This is a genomic window from Actinoplanes xinjiangensis, from assembly GCF_003148685.1.
GTDB lineage: Bacteria > Actinomycetota > Actinomycetes > Mycobacteriales > Micromonosporaceae > Actinoplanes > Actinoplanes xinjiangensis.
The window spans coordinates 1-17,164 of sequence record NZ_QGGR01000025.1 but is presented as its reverse complement, the minus strand read 5'-3'; the positions used below and the strand labels follow the sequence as shown (position 1 = coordinate 17,164).

14 protein-coding genes are annotated in these 17,164 nt (G+C 72.0%); 10 read left to right on the top strand and 4 right to left on the bottom strand.

What is annotated here, in order from left to right:
- Window positions 1-194: 194 nt before the first annotated feature.
- The 7 genes from BC793_RS50825 (at window position 195) to BC793_RS50820 (ending at window position 8,720) form a co-directional block, all read left to right on the top strand.
- A complete protein-coding gene (locus tag BC793_RS50825) occupies window positions 195-836 on the top strand; it encodes a hypothetical protein (protein WP_158319499.1) in 642 nt (213 codons plus the stop codon).
- Complete coding sequence (locus BC793_RS37550; protein ID WP_203896513.1) at window positions 833-3,889, top strand: helicase HerA domain-containing protein; 3,057 nt, start codon at window positions 833-835, stop codon at window positions 3,887-3,889. Before BC793_RS50825 ends, BC793_RS37550 begins: the two co-directional genes overlap by 4 nt.
- Window positions 3,890-3,918: 29 nt before the next feature.
- Window positions 3,919-5,121, top strand: coding sequence for an alkaline phosphatase (locus BC793_RS37545; RefSeq protein ID WP_239170497.1), 1,203 nt, complete (start codon window positions 3,919-3,921; stop codon window positions 5,119-5,121).
- 71 nt (window positions 5,122-5,192) lie between these two features.
- Entirely contained in the window at window positions 5,193-5,357 is a 165-nt protein-coding gene (locus tag BC793_RS49935; RefSeq protein WP_158319498.1) for a hypothetical protein, read from the top strand.
- A 162-nt stretch (window positions 5,358-5,519) separates the two neighbouring features.
- Window positions 5,520-6,155 carry a TetR/AcrR family transcriptional regulator gene (locus tag BC793_RS37540; protein ID WP_109601333.1) on the top strand — a complete coding sequence of 212 codons (636 nt, stop codon included), beginning with the start codon at window positions 5,520-5,522 and terminating at the stop codon, window positions 6,153-6,155.
- Window positions 6,152-6,589 carry an acyl-CoA thioesterase gene (locus tag BC793_RS37535; RefSeq protein ID WP_109601332.1) on the top strand — a complete coding sequence of 146 codons (438 nt, stop codon included), beginning with the start codon at window positions 6,152-6,154 and terminating at the stop codon, window positions 6,587-6,589. Before BC793_RS37540 ends, BC793_RS37535 begins: the two co-directional genes overlap by 4 nt.
- A gap of 178 nt (window positions 6,590-6,767) precedes the next feature.
- Window positions 6,768-8,720: an ATP-binding protein gene (locus BC793_RS50820; protein ID WP_203896512.1), complete on the top strand. Its 1,953-nt coding sequence runs from the start codon at window positions 6,768-6,770 to the stop codon at window positions 8,718-8,720.
- Window positions 8,721-8,777: 57 nt separating this feature from the next.
- On the opposite strand, the gene BC793_RS37525 is transcribed toward BC793_RS50820, so the two are convergent.
- Genes BC793_RS37525 through BC793_RS37515 form a run of 3 tightly spaced genes read right to left on the bottom strand, consistent with a single transcriptional unit; the run spans window position 8,778 to window position 12,104 of the window.
- The gene (locus BC793_RS37525) at window positions 8,778-9,623 is read right to left on the bottom strand and encodes a geranyl diphosphate 2-C-methyltransferase (protein WP_109601330.1); all 846 of its coding nucleotides are present in this window, start codon (window positions 9,621-9,623) and stop codon (window positions 8,778-8,780) included.
- Entirely contained in the window at window positions 9,620-10,690 is a 1,071-nt protein-coding gene (locus BC793_RS37520) for a family 2 encapsulin nanocompartment cargo protein terpene cyclase (RefSeq protein ID WP_109601328.1), read from the bottom strand. Before BC793_RS37520 ends, BC793_RS37525 begins: the two co-directional genes overlap by 4 nt.
- 1 nt (window position 10,691) lies before the next feature.
- Window positions 10,692-12,104: a family 2B encapsulin nanocompartment shell protein gene (locus BC793_RS37515; protein ID WP_239170496.1), complete on the bottom strand. Its 1,413-nt coding sequence runs from the start codon at window positions 12,102-12,104 to the stop codon at window positions 10,692-10,694.
- Between the two features lie 121 nt (window positions 12,105-12,225).
- Between BC793_RS37515 and ispH the strand changes: the two genes are divergently transcribed.
- Window positions 12,226-13,221 (top strand): 4-hydroxy-3-methylbut-2-enyl diphosphate reductase, encoded by a 996-nt coding sequence (gene ispH, locus BC793_RS37510; RefSeq protein ID WP_109601442.1) that lies wholly within the window; start codon window positions 12,226-12,228, stop codon window positions 13,219-13,221.
- A 303-nt stretch (window positions 13,222-13,524) separates the two neighbouring features.
- Here ispH and BC793_RS37505 read toward each other — a convergent pair whose 3' ends face one another.
- A complete protein-coding gene (locus BC793_RS37505; RefSeq protein WP_109601326.1) occupies window positions 13,525-14,313 on the bottom strand; it encodes an alpha/beta fold hydrolase in 789 nt (262 codons plus the stop codon).
- Between the two features lie 74 nt (window positions 14,314-14,387).
- Between BC793_RS37505 and BC793_RS37500 the strand changes: the two genes are divergently transcribed.
- The gene (locus BC793_RS37500) at window positions 14,388-14,705 is read left to right on the top strand and encodes a DcrB/PsbP domain-containing protein (protein ID WP_109601324.1); all 318 of its coding nucleotides are present in this window, start codon (window positions 14,388-14,390) and stop codon (window positions 14,703-14,705) included.
- Between the two features lie 37 nt (window positions 14,706-14,742).
- Entirely contained in the window at window positions 14,743-17,004 is a 2,262-nt protein-coding gene (locus BC793_RS37495) for a putative bifunctional diguanylate cyclase/phosphodiesterase (RefSeq protein ID WP_109601322.1), read from the top strand.
- The last annotated feature ends 160 nt before the right edge of the window (window positions 17,005-17,164 follow it).

The following is a 17,164-nucleotide window of genomic DNA, read 5'->3' as shown; positions in this document are numbered from 1 at the left end:
GCGTATGCGGTGGTCAACGGCACGGGCGCCCTCGATCCACGGGGGCGCCCGTTCGTTCGTCGAGTGTCAATGGACCTACCGGCGTGCGTGTGAATCGGATAGCGGACATCCGGGGAATGATGGCGCTCTCATCGAATCCGGTAATGATGCATGCGTCGTACCGTTCGCTGAATGATCGTTCGGAGATCGCATTCATGGCCGCTGAGCTCAGCACTCCCGCCCGCCAGGTCCTGATCGCCCTGATGGTGCGCGCGGAGCGGGTGTCGAATCCCGATCTTCGTAAGGCCTATCGGATCGAGATCACCAAAGCGGTCCGCGAGGAACTCGCCGCCGCCGGGCTGCTCGTTTTCGAAAAGGGCCCACGGAATGCGATCTTCCACGAATTGACCGACCGGGGCTGGGCACGGGCCCGCCGGGAATTCCGCTGCCCTCCACCGGAGCGGGTCTCCGGCGCCTGGCTGCTGCACTACGCCACGCTCCGCCACCTGGCCGGGCTCCTCGACCGCACCGACCGGCAGATCGCCGACGTGTTCACCGAGCCCGACCGCGGGCCCGGCACCGGCACCGGTACCGGCTCCATCGAGGACCGGATCCTCGACGCCTACCGGGAACTGGCCGAGAAACCCGGCGACCTGGTCGGCCTCGTCGCGCTCCGGCAGCGCCTGACCGGCGTCGACCGGACCGACCAGGACCGTGCCCTGGCCGGCCTGGACCGCCGCCGGGAGATCCACCTCGACCCGGACCCGGCCCGCCACGAACTCACCCCGGACGCCCACGACGCGGCGATCCTCATCGGGGGCGAGGCCAAACATCTGATCACGATCGGCCGCCCGTGATCGAGCCGGACCAGCGGCGGGCGCTGAACGAGTTGCGGCGCCTGGACTGGGCGCCCACCCCCGAGGACGTGTGGACCGACCTCGACGTGCACCTCGACGAGCTGAACGGGGCGGCCGGGGCGGCCGTGCTGCACGCTTTCGAGGAGGCCGAGGCCCGCCGTACCGGTAGCCCGCTGGGTCTGGTCGTGGAGGGCCAGCACGGTGCCGGCAAGACGCACCTGCTGCGCTGGGCCCGGGAGAAGGCCCAGCAGCGGGAGGGCTACTTCTTCCTGATGGGCATCGCCGACGGCCGTACCTTCTGGACGAACATCGTGCACACCCTGCTGCGGGGACTGCGCCGCTCCGGCTACTACCGGCACACCCAGCTCGCGATGTTCCTGGAACGTCTCAGTGAACGCGCCGAGATCCCCAGCACGCTGCGCCGGCAGATCCGCGGGCAGGCACCGCTCACCCCGGCCGCCCTCGACGCGTTCGTGGCCGGCGTGCGGACCGCCGACCCGGAGGCCGGCCGCGACTGCCGGTTCACTCTGCGGGCCCTGGTCCTGCTGGCCGCCGCCGACGCGGGCGTCGCCGACCTGGGGGAGTCCTGGCTGCTGTCGCTGGCCGAGCCGGCACCCGCCGACGCCGAACGGTGGCGCCTGCCCCGGGTCGGCAAGTCCGAACAGGACGTGGCCGTGGAGATCTCCCGGCTGCTCGCCCTGACCGGCCCGAGCATGCTGGCGGTCGACCAGATCGACGTCATCTTCGCGCAGAGCGACCCCGGCCGTACCGCCGTGATCGCCGCCGACCTGGGCCACGGATTGATGGACCTGCGGGAGAAGCTGTTCCGGACGGTGACCGTGGTCGCCTGCCTGCCGACCTCCTGGCAGCGGATCCGCCACGGCGCCCCCGGCGGCCGGTTCCGGCAGGAGACCCGGCTCCAGCGGCTGCCGTCGCGGGAGGTCGCGGAGCGGCTGATCGCGGCCCGGTTCGCGCCGCTCTTCGAGGCGGCCGAGTTCAAGCCGCCGTATTTCACCTGGCCGATCCTGCCGGAGGCCTTCGAGGGTGCCGCCGACCGCACGCCCCGGCAGCTGATCGAACGCGCCGACGAGCACGTCCGGTACTGCCTGGCCCGCGACGAGATCATCCCGCTCGCCGACCTCACCCGGCACCGGGAGAGCGAGGCCCCGGCCCCGCCCCCCGCCGACGCCGAGGACCTGTCCCGGCTCGCGGCCCGGCTCGGGCGGCTCAGCGGTGAGGCCGACGTGACGGCCGCGCTGGACCCGGCGACCGAGGACACGGCGATGCCGCGGCTGCTGGAGGCCGGGTTACGGGCCTGGGCGGTGGAACAGGGCGGCGGCCGGTTCACCGTGCAGCCGGTCGAACAGGGCAACCCGTCGGCGCACGCCTGGCTCTGCGAGACGCTGAACTCGGAGATCGAGGACGAGGCCCACTGGTACTTCCGCGGTCTGGCGCACACCAACGCGCGGGCGGTCCAGGCCCGCCTGGCCCGGCTGCGCAGCCTCGCCGGACTCGACCCGGCGGTCCCCAAACGGCGGGCCGTCCTGCTGCGCAACGGCGACTGGCCGACCGGGCCGGTCAGCACCCGCGTACGCCAGGAGTTCCTCGACCTCGGCGGCACGATGACCACGATCGCCCCGGACGATCTGCGCACGTTCGCCGCTCTGGCCGTCCTGCTGGCGGAGAACGATCCCGCCCTGCCCGACTTCCTGCGCTCGCACCGTCCGGCCGGGCGCACCACCCTGTTCACCGCGATCCTCGGCGACCCCGGCGTCCCGGTGCGGGCGCCGGCCCCGGCCGCCGCGCCGGTGCCGATCCCGGCGGGGGAGCCGTCGGTGCGGGCCGGCGTCACGGCCGAGTCCGGTGCACCCGTCGAGCTGACCCTGGAGTCGCTGCGCAAACACACCGTGATCTTCGCGGGTTCCGGCTCCGGCAAGACCGTCCTGATCCGGCGGCTCGTCGAGGAGTGCGCCCTGCACGGCGTCTCGGCGATCGTCCTGGACCCCAACAACGACCTGGCCCGTCTCGGCGACGCCTGGCCCCAGCCACCCGGATCGTGGACCGGTGACGACCCGGCCCGCGCCCGCGCCTACCTCGACGGCACCGACGTGGTCGTCTGGACCCCGCGCCGCGAGTCCGGCCGCCCGCTGAGCCTGCAACCGCTGCCGGACTTCGCCGCCGTCCTCGACGAGCCCGACGAGTTCGCCCTCGCCCTGGACGCGGCCGTCGCCGCGCTCGCCCCGCGCGCCCGGATGGCGGCCGGCACCGCCAAGGCCGACCGCGGCCGGGCCGTGCTGCGCAAAGCCCTGGAACACTTCGGCCGGAGCGGCGGGCGCGGCCTCGGCGACTTCGTCGACCTGCTCACCGACCTGCCCGACGAGGCCACCACGCTGGGCCGGGCCCGGGAACTGGCCGCCGAGATGGCCGAGACCCTGAAAGCCGCCATGGTCAACGACCCGCTCCTGGGCGGCGCCGGCACACCCCTGGACCCGGGTGTCCTGCTCACCCCGGCGCCGGGCAGACGGGCCCGGGTCTCGGTGGTCAGCCTGATCGGGCTGAACAACGACGAGCAGCGGCAGAGCTTCGTCAACCAGCTCCAGATGGCACTCTTCTCGTGGATCAAACGCCACCCGGCCGGCGACCGCCCACTCGGCGGCCTGTTCGTCATGGACGAGGCGCAGACGTTCGCCCCGTCCGGCGCCCCCACCGCCTGCACCGAGAGCACCCTGGCACTGGCCGGCCAGGCCCGTAAGTACGGTCTCGGCCTGATCTTCGCCACCCAGGCGCCCAAGGGCATCCACAACCGGATCGTCGGCAACGCGGCCACCCAGTTCTTCGGGTTCCTGAACAGCCCCACCCAGATCGCCGCCGCCAAGGAGGTGGCCCAGGCCAAGGGCAGTGCCGTGCTGGACATCTCCCGGCTGCGGACCGGCCAGTTCTACGCCGTCACCGAGGGCCGCCCGTTCCGCAAGGTCTCCACCCCGATGTGCCTGAGCCACCACCCGGCGAGCGCGCTCACCGCCGAGGAGGTTCTGCGCCGGGCCCGGCCCTGACACCGGCGATTGCGCGTACCGTACGTTTCGTGCGCAAACTGGCCGTACCGGTGATCGCCTGTCTGCTCGCCCTCACCGGCCTGTATCTGCTGCGGCAACCTCCGGCCGACGGCGGCGTCGCGGTCCCGGCGTCCGCCGCGGCCGTTCGCAACGTCATCTTCATCAACGGTGACGGCATGGCCGCCGCCCACCGCGAAGCGGGCCGGCTCTTCCTCGCCGGCCCGGACGGCAGCCTGGCCATGGACCGGTTCCCGTATTCCGGGCAGCTCACCACCAGCCCCGCCGACCCGGCATCGGTGGTCACCGACTCGGCGGCCGGAGCCAGCGCCTGGGCCACCGGCCGGCGCACCTACAACGGCGCCGTCAGCGTCGACACCCGCGGCCGATCACTGCCCACCCTCGGCGCGCAGGCCAAACGGGCCGGCCGGGCCACCGGCCTGGTCACCACCGCGCAGGTCACCGACGCCACCCCGGCCGCGTTCTTCGCCACCGCCGTCGACCGCAAGGCCCAGGACGACATCGCCCGCCAATACCTGGAGGTGTCCAAACCGGACGTCATCCTCGGCGGCGGTGAGGACTGGTGGCTACCCGCCGGCACGCCCGGCGCCCACCCGGACCGGCCCTCCGCCGACCCGTCCGAGGCCAGTCTCGGCCGGCAGGGCGACCTCGTCGCGCGGGCCCGTGACGACGGCTACCGGTACGTCTCCACCGCCGGCGGGCTCGCCGCGGCCGACGGCGGCAGACTGCTCGGACTGTTCGCCAACGAGGAGATGTTCCAGCAGAACGGCGACGTCTACGAGCCGCCCGTCGACCTCGCCACCATGACGCGGAAGGCCCTCGGCATCCTCGCCGCCGACCCCGACGGGTTCTTCCTGCTGGTCGAGGAGGAGGCCGTCGACGAGTTCGCGCACGCCAACAACGGCCGCCGCGTCCTGCAGGCGATGGGCGAGCTGGACCGGGCCGTCGAGGTCGCGCAGTCCTTCGCCGCCGCCCACCCCGGCACCCTGGTCGTCGTCACCGGCGATCACGAGACCGGCGGCCTGGCCGTCGTCGACGGTGACGCGTTCCCGGTCAAGGGCACGAAGCTCCGTTTCGGCATGCGGTGGATCACCACCGGCCACACCGCGCAGGACGTCCCGGTCTCCGCCTACGGCCCGCTCGCCGACCGGTTCACCGGCAAGCACCCCAACACGTACGTCCACGAGGTCCTCGCCCCGATCCTGACCCGCTGAATCGGGCCGTCCCGCCGCTTCGTGCGCTCTTTCCAGGAGTGGATCGCCGAGAACCGGGGATCCGGTAGGTCATGACGACAGACAGCAGTGACACCGGACAGCATCCGCCACTCAACGCGGAGCGGCCCGACCCGCCGGGCGACCAGGTCGAGGCGCCGGACATCGAGGTGGCCGCGCCGGACGACGAGGTCCAGCCGGACAGCGCGGGCTCTGACGAGGGCGAGGCCCCGGACTGAGACGAACCCCCTCTCGCCCTCAGTAGGCGAACCGTCCGGTCGGCTGACTCTCACCGCTGTCTCAGCGGCCCCGAGACAGCGGTGAGAGCCAGCTTGTTCTGGAACGGATGATGTGACCGGCTCAATATTTACGAACGGTCGGTCGTTTTGTAGGTTCGGGTTATGACACAGGACGGCAGGCTGGTCCGGGGTGAGCGGACCCGCAGCGCGGTGCTCGAGCAGGCGCTGCTGCTCGCCACCGTCTCCGGGCTCGACGGGCTCTCGCTCAGTCAGGTCGCCGACGCGCTCGGGGTCAGCAAGTCCGGCCTCTTCGCGCACTGGCGGTCCAAGGAGGCGCTCCAGCTCGCCGTCGTCGACCAGGCACGCGCACAGTGGACCGACCGGGTCATCCGGCCGGCCATGACCGCCCCGCCCGGCGTGCGCCGGCTCTGGGCCGTGCACGACAGCCGGCTCGCCTTCTACGAGTCCGGCGTGCTGCCCGGCGGCTGCTTCTTCGCCAACGCCCACTTCGAGTTCAACGCCCGCCCCGGCGTCGTCCGCGACCGTCTCGCCGCCGAGCTGACCGACTGGATGACGTTCCTGACCGGGCTCGCCGCCGAGGCCGTCACGATCGGCGACCTGCCGGCCGGCGTCGACCCCGGGCAGCTCGCCTACCAGACCGAGGCGCTCGGCGTCTGCGCCGTCATGCAGTCCCCGGTCCTCGGCGCCGGGCCCACCTGCCGCCGGGCCCGCCGCTCCCTGCTGGAGCACCTGCGCGCCATCGCCACCGACCCCACGATCCTTCCGGAGACGACATGACCACGCCGACCGTCACCCACGGCGCCGTCGAGCGCACCGCGGTGCACTTCGACGACCTGGACGCCATGGGCATCCTGCACAACTCCCGCTACGCGGTCCTGGTCGAGCGGGCCGTCTCCCAGTGGTGGGCCGACCGGGGCGTCTCGTTCGCCGGTGGCCGCCCCACCTCACCGGACGCGTTCAACGCCGTCCGGGAGTATGCGATCACCTTCCACCGCCCGGTGACCTCGGTCGGTGACATCGCCGTGCACTTCTGGCTGGCCAAACTCGGCACCACCAGCGCCGACTACCGGTTCCGGGTGACATCCCCGGACGGCACCGAGGTCCACGCCGAGGGCCGCCGCGTCAACATCCGCCTCGACCCGGCCACCATGCGCCCGGCCCCGTGGACCGAGCACGCCCGCGGTCTGGCCGCCGCCCTGGTCGAGGCCTGACCCCGATCTGTCCTGAGCTGGAGAACGGGTGGAGATGAGTAGCTGTACTCATGCCCGCGGCCACCTGTCTCCAGCATGGTCGACGCATGAATCTCCACAGCTCCCCGGTGACCGTCCGGCGGCCTGAGCCGAGGCACCGGGACGCCGCCGCGCCGGTCCATCAGTCATGATCACCACCATGAATGAGCGGATGCTGCGCTGGTGGACGGCGCTCGGCGGGCTGGGCGGCAGTCTCCTGATCACGCTGACCGCCTCCTCCTACGGCGCGACGTTCTCACCGATGGTCGGCGTGCAGGGCCCGGACGGGTATTACGACTCGCGCGGCCTGGTCTTCCCGCTCATCCCGACCGCGGCGACCGTGCTGGCCCTGTGCCTGCTGCGCTGGTGGCCGTACCTGCTGGTGGCGGGTGGCCTGATCAGCACGGCGATCGTCTGGCCCGCCATGCTGCCCGATTCCACGACGCTGCCGTTCTACCACCTGCCCAGCGCCGCCTTCCCGATGCTGGCCGTCGGGGTGCTCGGCGCCGCACAGAGCCTGCTGACCAACCGGGCGGTGGTGCTGGGGGTGGCGGTGACCGGGCTCGGCACCGGGGCCGTCCTGGCCGGTGGGGCACTGGCCCGCATCATCGCGGAGGAGCCCTACCGGGCCGATGCGGGACTCACTCTCCGGTGGGCCGGCCTGCTGACCGCCGGGCTCGCCGCCGTCGGGCCGGCGCTCTGGATGCTGCGACAGGGCGATCGGGCCGCCACCGGAGCCGTCGAGGGCGGCTTCTGGTCCTGGCGGCACCTGCGCTTCCTGATCGCGGCCGGGCTGGCCGCCTTCGTCGTCCTGCCGGTGGCGCTGTTCCCCACCGAGCACCTCGCCCGGCTGCTGGGCGTCAGCGGGTACAGCCTGGCGTACGGCAACGAGAAGGCCGCGATCCTCGGCGTGGTGACGCTCGTGCTCGTCGCCGTCTGCGCCACCCTGACCGGGCTGTGGGGACTGACCGGCGCACTCACCGCCGCGACCGTGCAGGTCGCCGCGGCGTACCCCCTGGTTCTCGCCCACCAGACCCTGGCCGCCACCGGACCCGCACGCCTGATCGGCGTCGTCGCCGGTGTGGCCGTCGGCATCGCGGCGGTGGCCAACCGGTGGCGGATCGCCGCCACCGCCACCCTCGCGGTCGGCACCGCCCTGGCCATGTTCATCGTGGAGGAGGGCACCGGCGGCGCACCACAGCGGCTGGCCGCCGACCAGCGGGTCGTACCCGCCTTCCTGATGCTCGTGCTGGCGGTCGCCACGGTGACGGCGGTCTTCGGGGCGACCGCTCACGTGCTCGCACCGCGCGGCGCGGTCCCGGCAGCGCTCGGACCGATCGCCGCGGTGCTCACGGTGGCCGGCGTGCCCGCCCTCGAGGTGATCCGGATCCAGCGCGGCGCCCCTCCGCAGGACATCGGGTCGGCGATGGGATCACTGTCCACCCCGGCCGTACTGATGCTGGTGGCGGCCGCCGCGATCGCCGGCCTCGGCATCGCCCATCACCTGGCCGGGCGCTGGGCCGAACGCCGACGCGCCGAACAGATCCGGCGGGAGGCCGCCGCCGCGGAACGTGACCGGCTGGCCCGTCCCATTCACGACGGCGTGCTCCAGGTGCTGGCGCTGGTGCAGCGGGAGGGCGGCACCGAGCTCGCCGCCCTCGCCGGCGAGCAGGAGGTGGCGCTGCGCAATCTGCTCAGCGGCGCCGCCGCCCCGGCCGACCCGCGCGCCGACGTCGATCTCCGGGCGGCGCTGACCGCGCTGGCCACCCCGAGGATCGAGGTGTCCACGCCGGCGGGGGCGGTGCTCCTGCCGGCCGGCCGCGCGGCCGAGCTGCTGGCGGCGGTGCAGGCGGCGCTCGACAACGTCGGCCGGCATGCCGGCCCGGAGGCCCGGACCTGGATCCTTCTGGAGGACGAGCAGGACGGCGTACGGGTGACCGTGCGCGACGACGGCGCCGGTTTCGGGCCGCACCGTCTGGACGAGGCGGCGGCCGGTGGACGGCTCGGAGTGGCCCAGTCGATGCGCGGGCGGATCGCCGACCTGGGCGGCACCACGGAGATCTACAGCCGGCCCGGGCAGGGCACCGAGGTCGAGTTCCACATACCGCGGTGACCGCCCGGTAGCGGGGCGATACGGCCGGGCGCGGCGGAACCGCGCCCGGCCCACTGATCAGATGCGGTCGGCCGCGATGAGCAGGTAGTGGAAGCTGCCCTCCCGGTACGCGGTCAGGAACGACTCCTCGATACCGGTGGCGACCTCGGACCTCGCCCGCAGCTCCCAGTACGGGATGGTCGCCGCGGTCAGGTCGACCACGTTGATCGGGACGAGCCCGTTCGCGGCGAGGGCCTTGAAGTACTGGCTGCGCGGGTGGATGTCGCACGTGTAGTGCTCGTTGATCCGGCTGACCGCCTTCGAGCGCAGGCCGGTCACGTCGTTGGCGCAGCCGGTGATGCACACGTAGCGCCCGCCGAACCTCAGCAGCCGGGCGAACTCGGCGTACAGGTCGAACAGATCCACGTACATCGTGGTCTCGTTGGTCCAGATCGCCTGCCGGGTGTTGCCCGGCAGCCGGGTCTCCAGCATGTTGCGGAAATGGAAGCGGACCTTGTCGGCGATGCCACGCCGCGCGGCCTGCTCGTTGGCGAACCCGACCTGGTATTCGGAGATGGACACGCCGTCGACCTCGCAGCCGAACCGCTGGTTCGCCATGATGCTGGTGCCGCCACGGCCGGAACCGCCGTCCAGGACCAGGTCGCCCGGGGCGACCGGGCCGAGGTGGTCGAGCAGCAGGTCGGCCTGTGCGCTCTCCAGACGGTGCAGCTCGGCGATGATCCGCTGCTCGCGGTCCTCGGCCGGGCCGTCCAGGATCGTCGGATCGTAGGGTCCCACCCCGTAGTGGTGGTGGTAGAGGTCGTCGACCGCGCCGAGGCGCAGGTTCACCGGGTCGTTCCGGTGGGTGTTCCAGTACGCGGCGACGGACTTCTCGAAGTCGGTACGGAGGATCGTGCTGGTCATCGTTGACTCCCGTGGTTGTATCGGCCGGTGGTGGCGTGCCACCGGCGGCTGCCGCCGAGCCAGGCCCAGGTGTCCGCGAGGAACCGCCGCAGGTTCGGCGATCCGGCGGCGCTGAGCTGGGTGGCCAGCCCGACGAAGGTGTGCATCAGCTCGTTGTGGATCTCGACGGTGCGGGCCATCGCCGCCCGGTGGCTCAGGCCCTCGTTCAGCTGCAACACGCGCGGCAGGTTGAAGTCGGTGTCTGACTCGGCCGGCCCGGAGTGCAGGTCGTTGACGATCACGGCCGCATTGCCGGCGGTGGTGAAGGCGCGGCGTACCTCCGGGTGGTAGAACTCGTGCGCCGGCAGCTCGTAGCCGGCCAGCACGTCGATCAGGATCATCGGCGGCAGGTAGCTGTTGAGATGCCGCTGGACCAGGTACTCCCAGACCGGCGGGGTGCGCCGGTTGACGTGCCAGTCCGCCTCCTGCGTCCAGGCCAGGAAGAGGATCGCCATCTGATGCTGGAACCGGCCCAGCTGCGCCGGCGAGGCGTAGACGGACAGGTGCTCCACGGCGGTGCGGAAGGCCTCCGAGATGGGCTGGAGCCGGTGGTAACCGTCCATGTCGGCGGCGTACCGCGGAACCATCTGTGCCGGGTCGACCACCGAGATCAGCCGGGCCAGGCGGGAGCCGACCACCGCCGGCTCGGCGCCCAGCTCCACCTCGTCGACGTAGTAGTCGTCCGCGGCCCACTCGGCGACCAGGCATTTCGTGGCCATCAACAGCCGGTCGGGGTCGCTGACGGCGGGGTGGGCGAGCATCATGTAGCGGCCGAACCCGTAGGACCGCAGCTTGTCGAGCCGGCCGGGGTAGATCCCGACCTCCCCGGCCCATCGGAGCAGCCGGTCGTCCACCAGGGCGCCGAGCGCCGGATCGTCCCTGATCGCGTCCGGGCAGTACAGCCGTCCGTCCTCGGGCGGCGCCACCAGCGGCTTCAGGAACGCACGGGCCGCGGACATGCCGAGGCCCGGCAACAGTGCGCGCAGGTGCGGCGGCGGCGCACCCCGCAGATCCGAGATCACCGACATGTCAGTGCGAGAGTTCGACGTGGTCGAGGATGCCGAGCGCGTCCGGCACCAGCACGGCCGCCGAATAATAGGCACTGACCAGGTACGACATGACGGCCTGATCGTTGATGCCCATGAACCGCACGTTCAGGCCCGGCTGGTACTCGTCCGGGATGCCGGTCTGGTGCAGGCCGATCACGCCCTGGTCGGACTCGCCGATCCGCATCGCCAGGATCGAGGTGGTGTGCGTGTGGCTGATCGGGATCTTGCCGGACGGCAGGATCGGCACCCCCCGCCACGACGGCACGGTGTGCCCGTCCATCTCCACCGGCGGCGGGTAGATGCCCCGCTTCGTGCACTCCCGCCCGAACGCGGCGATCGCCTGGGGATGGGCCAGGAAGAACCGGGTGCTGCGCCGCATGCTCAGCAGCTCGTCCAGGTCGTCGGGGGTGGGCGGGCCGCTGCGGGTGTGGATGCGCTGGCGCAGGTCGGCGTTGTGCAGCAGACCGAACTCACGGTTGTTGACCAGTTCGTACTCCTGGCGTTCACGCAGCGCCTCGACGGTGAGCCGCAGCTGCTGCTCCAGCTGGTCCATCGGGTCGTTGTAGAGGTCGGCGACCCGGGTGTGGATCTTCAGGATGGTCTGGGCGACGCTGAGCTCGTACTCGCGGGGATTGGTCTCGTAGTCGACGTAGGTGCCGGCCAGGGTGGGCTCACCGGAGTGGCCGGCCGCGACCGCGATCGCCGCCTCGCCGTGCTTGTTCTGCGGGCGGCGGCTCTTGTCCCGGAATCCCTCGACGAGTTCGCGCAGGTACTCGCTGCGTGCGGTCACCTCGGCGAACGCCGCCCGGGGCAGGGCCAGGATGGTCACCGCGGTCATCGCCTTGGCGGTGTACTCCCAGATCTTGTTGTCGTCGATGAGGACCCGTTCGCCGAACTTCTCCCCGTCGGCCAGCACGCCCAGGCTCAGCGGGTCGCCGTACGCCCCGACGCCGATCTTCTCCACCTTGCCGTGCGCGATCAGGTAGAGGTTGTCCGCGACCGAGCCGAACTCGACGATCACCTGACCCGGCTGGTACTCCTGCTGGACGAACCGGTCGGCGATCCCGCGCAGCAGTTCCTCGTCCTCGATCCCGGACAGCACCGCGATCTCCCGCAGCTCACCCGGCACCACCTGCACCGAGGCGCCGGTGTTGGTGAAGGTCAGCCGCCCGTCACCCAGTCGGTAGGTCATCCGCCGGTTGACCCGGTAGACGCCGCCCTTGACCTCGACCCAGGGCAGTTTGCGCAGCAGCCACCGGGAGGTGATCTCCTGCATCTGCGGGACGGACTTGGTGGTGTGGGTCAGGTTCCGCGCCGCGATGGTGCTGAGACTCTGCTGGTACTCCTGGTCCTGCTGCTCACGGGTCTTGGCCGGCTTCACTGAACTGGTCACGGTAGTCAACGCCCCGTTTCATCCCTGAATATGGCTTACGTCTAGCCCGTTTTATCCCAGCTCGGGGCTTGTTCGGCGGTTTTTGTAGAACAGCGAACCATCCCACCTAAGCTCCGTGATCATGGAAGTGCTGCTCGCCGCCCCACGGTCCTTCTGCGCCGGCGTCGAACGCGCCGTCGACATGGTCGAGAACGCCCTGCACCGGCACGGACCACCGATCTGGGTACGCCGTCAGATCGTCCACAACACCCACGTCGTCGCCCGCCTCGAAGCCGCCGGCGCGATCTTCGTCGACGAACTCGACCAGGTCCCCGAGGGCGCCACCGTCGTCTTCTCCGCCCACGGGGTCGCACCCGCCGTCCGCACCGACGCCACCCGCCGCGGCCTGCACGTCATCGACGCCACCTGCCCCCTGGTCGCCAAGGTGCACACCGAGGCCCGGCGCTTCACCGCCCGCGGCGACACCGTCCTGCTGATCGGCCACGCCGGGCACGACGAGGTGGAGGGCACCCTCGGCCAGGTCCCCGGGATCCGCCTGGTCGGCGACGTCGCCGCCGCCGGCACGGTCGACGTCGACGACCCGCGACGGGTCTCCTACCTGACCCAGACCACCCTGGCCGCCGACGAGACCACCGCGATCGTCGGCGCGCTGCGGGACCGCTTCCCGGAACTCACCGGGCCGGACACCGACGACATCTGCTACGCCACCACCAACCGGCAGGAGGCGGTCGCCGCCATCGCCGCCGCCTGCGATCTCGTCCTGGTCGTCGGCTCCGCCAACTCCTCCAACTCCGCCCGGCTCGTCGAGGTCGCCCGGCGCCACGGCACACCCGCACACCTGATCGAGGACGCCACGCAGATCCGCACCGACTGGCTCGACGGGGTGCGTACCCTCGGACTGACCGCCGGCGCCTCCGCGCCGCCGCACCTGGTCGACGAGGTGATCGCCGCCCTCGGCCCGGACACCGTCACCGAACACCGGGTCACCGACGAGAACGTCACCTTCCTGCTCCCGCCGGCACTGCGCGACCCGTCCCCGCGGATCCGGCCCGGATACCGGCCAGGGAGTCCCCCTGGGACGACGCCGGGGGTGCGCGAGCGGCAGCCGTTCCTGTAAGCGAACCAGCCACCGAACTGACGATGGCGGATCGCACGATCAAGATCGTGGTGCTGCCGGTCGCCGACGTGGATCGGTGTTGGAGACCTTCGGGGAAGACCCGCGGCGGGTCGAGCACCTGGTCGCCGTCCTGGGTTAGAGATCCTTCGGGCGACGACCCGCGGCAGGTCGAGCACTCGGCCACGGTCTGACGGGGGCAGGCCCAGCCTCCTAGGAGGCCTTACCGGATGCGACCGGGTGCTAGCCGGACGCAACCCGGGATGGGCAGGATGCGGGCCGGATGCGGGCCGGATACGGCGACCGCTACGTCAGGAAGTCTTCGACGAGTTTGCGGAACAGTTCCGGCTGCTCCACCCAGGGCCGGTGACCGGATTCGGTCAGCAGTTCGAAACGGGTGTGCGGATGGGCGGCTGCCACCACCCGGGCCGGGGCGGTGCCGATCATCCCGTCCGACGCGCCGGCCACCACCAGCACCGGCGCGAGCACCGGACCCGGGTGGGCGTCACCGGCGTAGAACCCGTCCCGGAACCACGGCAGCCGGTTGGCGTGACCGGGAACGTACTCGGTACGGCGTTCCGGCGTCCATCGGTGCCAGTGGAACGGCACCATGAGCGCCTGCGCGAACGGCCCTGCCGCGGCGGCCGCCTGCGGATACCACGGTTCGGACGAGCGGGACGCCCGGATCCGCGCGACCTCGGCCGGATCGGTGTCACGGCCGGCCCGGCCGATCGGCGTCACCAGGATCAGGCGGCGGATCCGGTGCGGGTGGGTGACGGCGTACTCCTGTGCCGTGAGGGTCCCCGCCGAGTGCGCCAGGACGTCCAGGCGGTCGAGTCCCAGGTGCTCGCGCAGCGCCTCCAGGTCACGGGCCTGGGCGGTGAACGACACCGTCGAACGGTCCTCGGGCACCTCGGAGCGGCCACCGGCCCGGGCGTCGGCGAGGATGAGCCGCCGGGTCGCCGACAGGCCGCCCAGGTCACCGAGGTAGCGCACGTCCATACCGGGTCCGCCGGGCAGTACCACGAGCGGCGGGCCGTCCCCGGCCACGTCGTAGAACAGGCGCAGGCCGTCGTGGGCGGGGTAGTACGGCATCCGGAGATCGTGCCACGGGCACCGTCGCGACCGGCATGGGGTTAATCCGGCCGCCGCCGGGCAATCTTGGGGGCGTGAACTGGCTCGAATTCGCTCTGCTCCACGTCGACGAGCCCTGCACCGTCCGGGTGGAGGCGCCGGGACGTCGTGCGGTCCCGGTCGGCCCGTGTGTGATCGCCCGCCGGCCCGACGGATTCACGGTGCTCTGCCCACCGGACACCGTCGCGCCGCCCGGTTCGCGGATCACCATGCCGGCCGGCGACACCGTCGAGGTGGTGACCGCGGTGCATCTGGCCGCGCTGGGCACCCGCCTGCCCGAGCATCAGCAACTCGACGTCGCCGGGCACGGCGTGGCCCGGCGGCCCTGCCGTGCCTCGGGGAGACCGGGCTAACACTCAAGATCCTCGTCCGGGCTCCGATAGGTCCGACGTGTGGCCCCGCTCGTTCTTCTCGGAGACGACCCGCCGCGAACGTGTGGCGTGGTGGTGCCTCGGCATCCTGCTGACCGCCCAGGTGCTTGTCTACGCCCTCGACGTGGCCGACGGCACCGCCGCCGGGCTGCTGCACAACCTCCTCTACCTGATTCCGGGCCTGATCGTCGCGGGTGTCGCCGGACGTGCCGCCCGCCCGGTCCGTACGGCGTGGGCGTTCCTGTCGGCGGGCCAGCTCGCCTACGCCTGCGGCAACCTCTACTGGTGGGTGTACGTCCGCGATCTCGAACCGGAACCCCTGATCACCCCGGCCGACCCGCTGTGGCTGACGTTCTACCCGAGTTTCGGGATCGCGCTGGTGCTGTTGCTGCGCGACCGGCTGCCCCGGGTCAGCGCCGCCGCCTGGCTGGACGGGGTGATCGCGGCCACCGCGGTGACGTCGCTGGTCTCGGTGCCGGTGCTCGCCGCGGTCGAGCCGGCCCCGCATTCGACGATGCTCGGCGTCGTCGTGAACGCCGCCTACCCGATCGCCGACATCGCGGTCATCGGCTGCCTGCTCGGCGCGTGGGCGCTGTGCGGCTGGCGCCGCGACCGGGTGCTCGGCCTGCTGATCGCCGGGATGGCCCTGTTCGCGGGCGCCGACACGGTGAGCATGGTGCTGCTGTGGGAGGGCGTCCACGTGCCGGTCGGTGTCGACCTGACGTGGCTCGTCGGCCTCTCCCTGCTGTCGCTGGCCGCCCGGCAGCCGGTGGGGCGCGCCGAGAGGAGACGTCCGAGCCTGTGGCTGAGCACCGCGGTCCCGGCCGTCCTCGCGGTCAGCTGCCTGGGCCTGCTGCTGTGGGCGGCGCTGACCGAACACGACGTCGCACCGGTCGGCAGCCTGCTCGCCGGGACGGCGATCACCGCGGCGATCGTACGGATGATGGCCAGCGTCCGTACCGCGGAGGCCCTCGGCGCCGCCCGCCGGCAGGCCCGCACCGACGAGCTGACCGGGCTGGCGAACCGCCGGTTCTTCGTCGAGCGCCTGGAACGCGAACTGGACGGGCCGCACGCCACGCTCGCGGTCGCCTACGTCGACCTGGACCGGTTCAAGGAGGTCAACGACAGCTTCGGCCACGACGTCGGGGACACCCTGCTGCGGCTGGTCGGCGCCCGGATGCGTGACTCGCTGGGCACCGAGGTGCTGCTGGCGCGGCTCGGCGGTGACGAGTTCGGGCTGATCGTGCCGGGTACCGGGCGGGACCGGGCCGCCGAGGTCGTCGCCGGGGTGCTGCGCACGCTGCGGGAGCCGTTCGTGCTGCCGGAGGTGGACCTGCACGTGGACGCGAGCATCGGCATCGCGATCTGCCCCGACGACGGCACCGACCGGTCCACCCTGCTGCGCCGGGCCGACGTGGCGATGTACGCCGCGAAGACCGGTCACGGCGGCGGTCCGGTCTTCGCGACCGGCCTCGACGACCACGCCCGGGCGCGGCTCACCATGCTGGAGGAACTGCGTACCGGCCTGGACCGTGGTGAGCTGGTGCTGCACTACCAGCCGAAGGTGACCGTCGACGCGGCCGCCCGGGTCGTCGGGGTGGAGGCGCTGGTCCGCTGGCAGCACCCGGAACGCGGGCTGATCTACCCGGACGCGTTCCTCTACACCGCGGAGAGCGCCGACCTGATGGGCCGGATCACCGCGGTCGTGCTGGACCTGGCCTGCCGGCAGAGCCGCCGGTGGCACGACGAGGGTCTGCCGGTGTCGGTGGCGGTGAACCTGTCGGTCTCCGACCTTCGCGATCCCGGCTTCCCGGAGCAGGTGGGCGCGCTGCTGCGCCGGCACGGCCTGCCGCCGGAGGCCCTGGAGCTGGAGGTCACCGAGAGCGTGCTGATGACCGACGCCGACAACGCGCTGCAGACGCTGGGCCGGTTGCGCGACATGGGTCCGCGGCTGGCCGTCGACGACTACGGGACCGGCTACTCCAGCCTCAGCTACCTCCAGGTGCTGCCGGTCGACGACCTGAAACTGGACCGGGCGTTCGTCAGCCGCTGCGGTGTCGACCCGCGCAGCGCGGCGATCGTGCACAGCACGGTACAGCTGGCGCACTCGCTCGGGATGCAGATCATCGCCGAAGGGGTGGAGGACGCGGACATCTTCGAGCGGCTCCGCGGGTACGGGTGCGACCTGGCGCAGGGCTACGGGATCGCCCGCCCGCAGGATGCCACGACGACCACCGCCTGGCTGCTCGACCGGGAGATCGCGTACCGGGCCGCGGTGTAGGCCGGAGGCGAACCGTTCACCGGCCCGAACGACGAATCGCCCCCGGCAGAGGCCGGGGGCGATTCTCAGGTCAGTTCTCCTATCCCTTCCGGTGACGCCTCGCAGGCGTGAAAATCAGGGTGGGCCGCCCGCCAACGTCGGTGTTTCCCCTTGGGATACG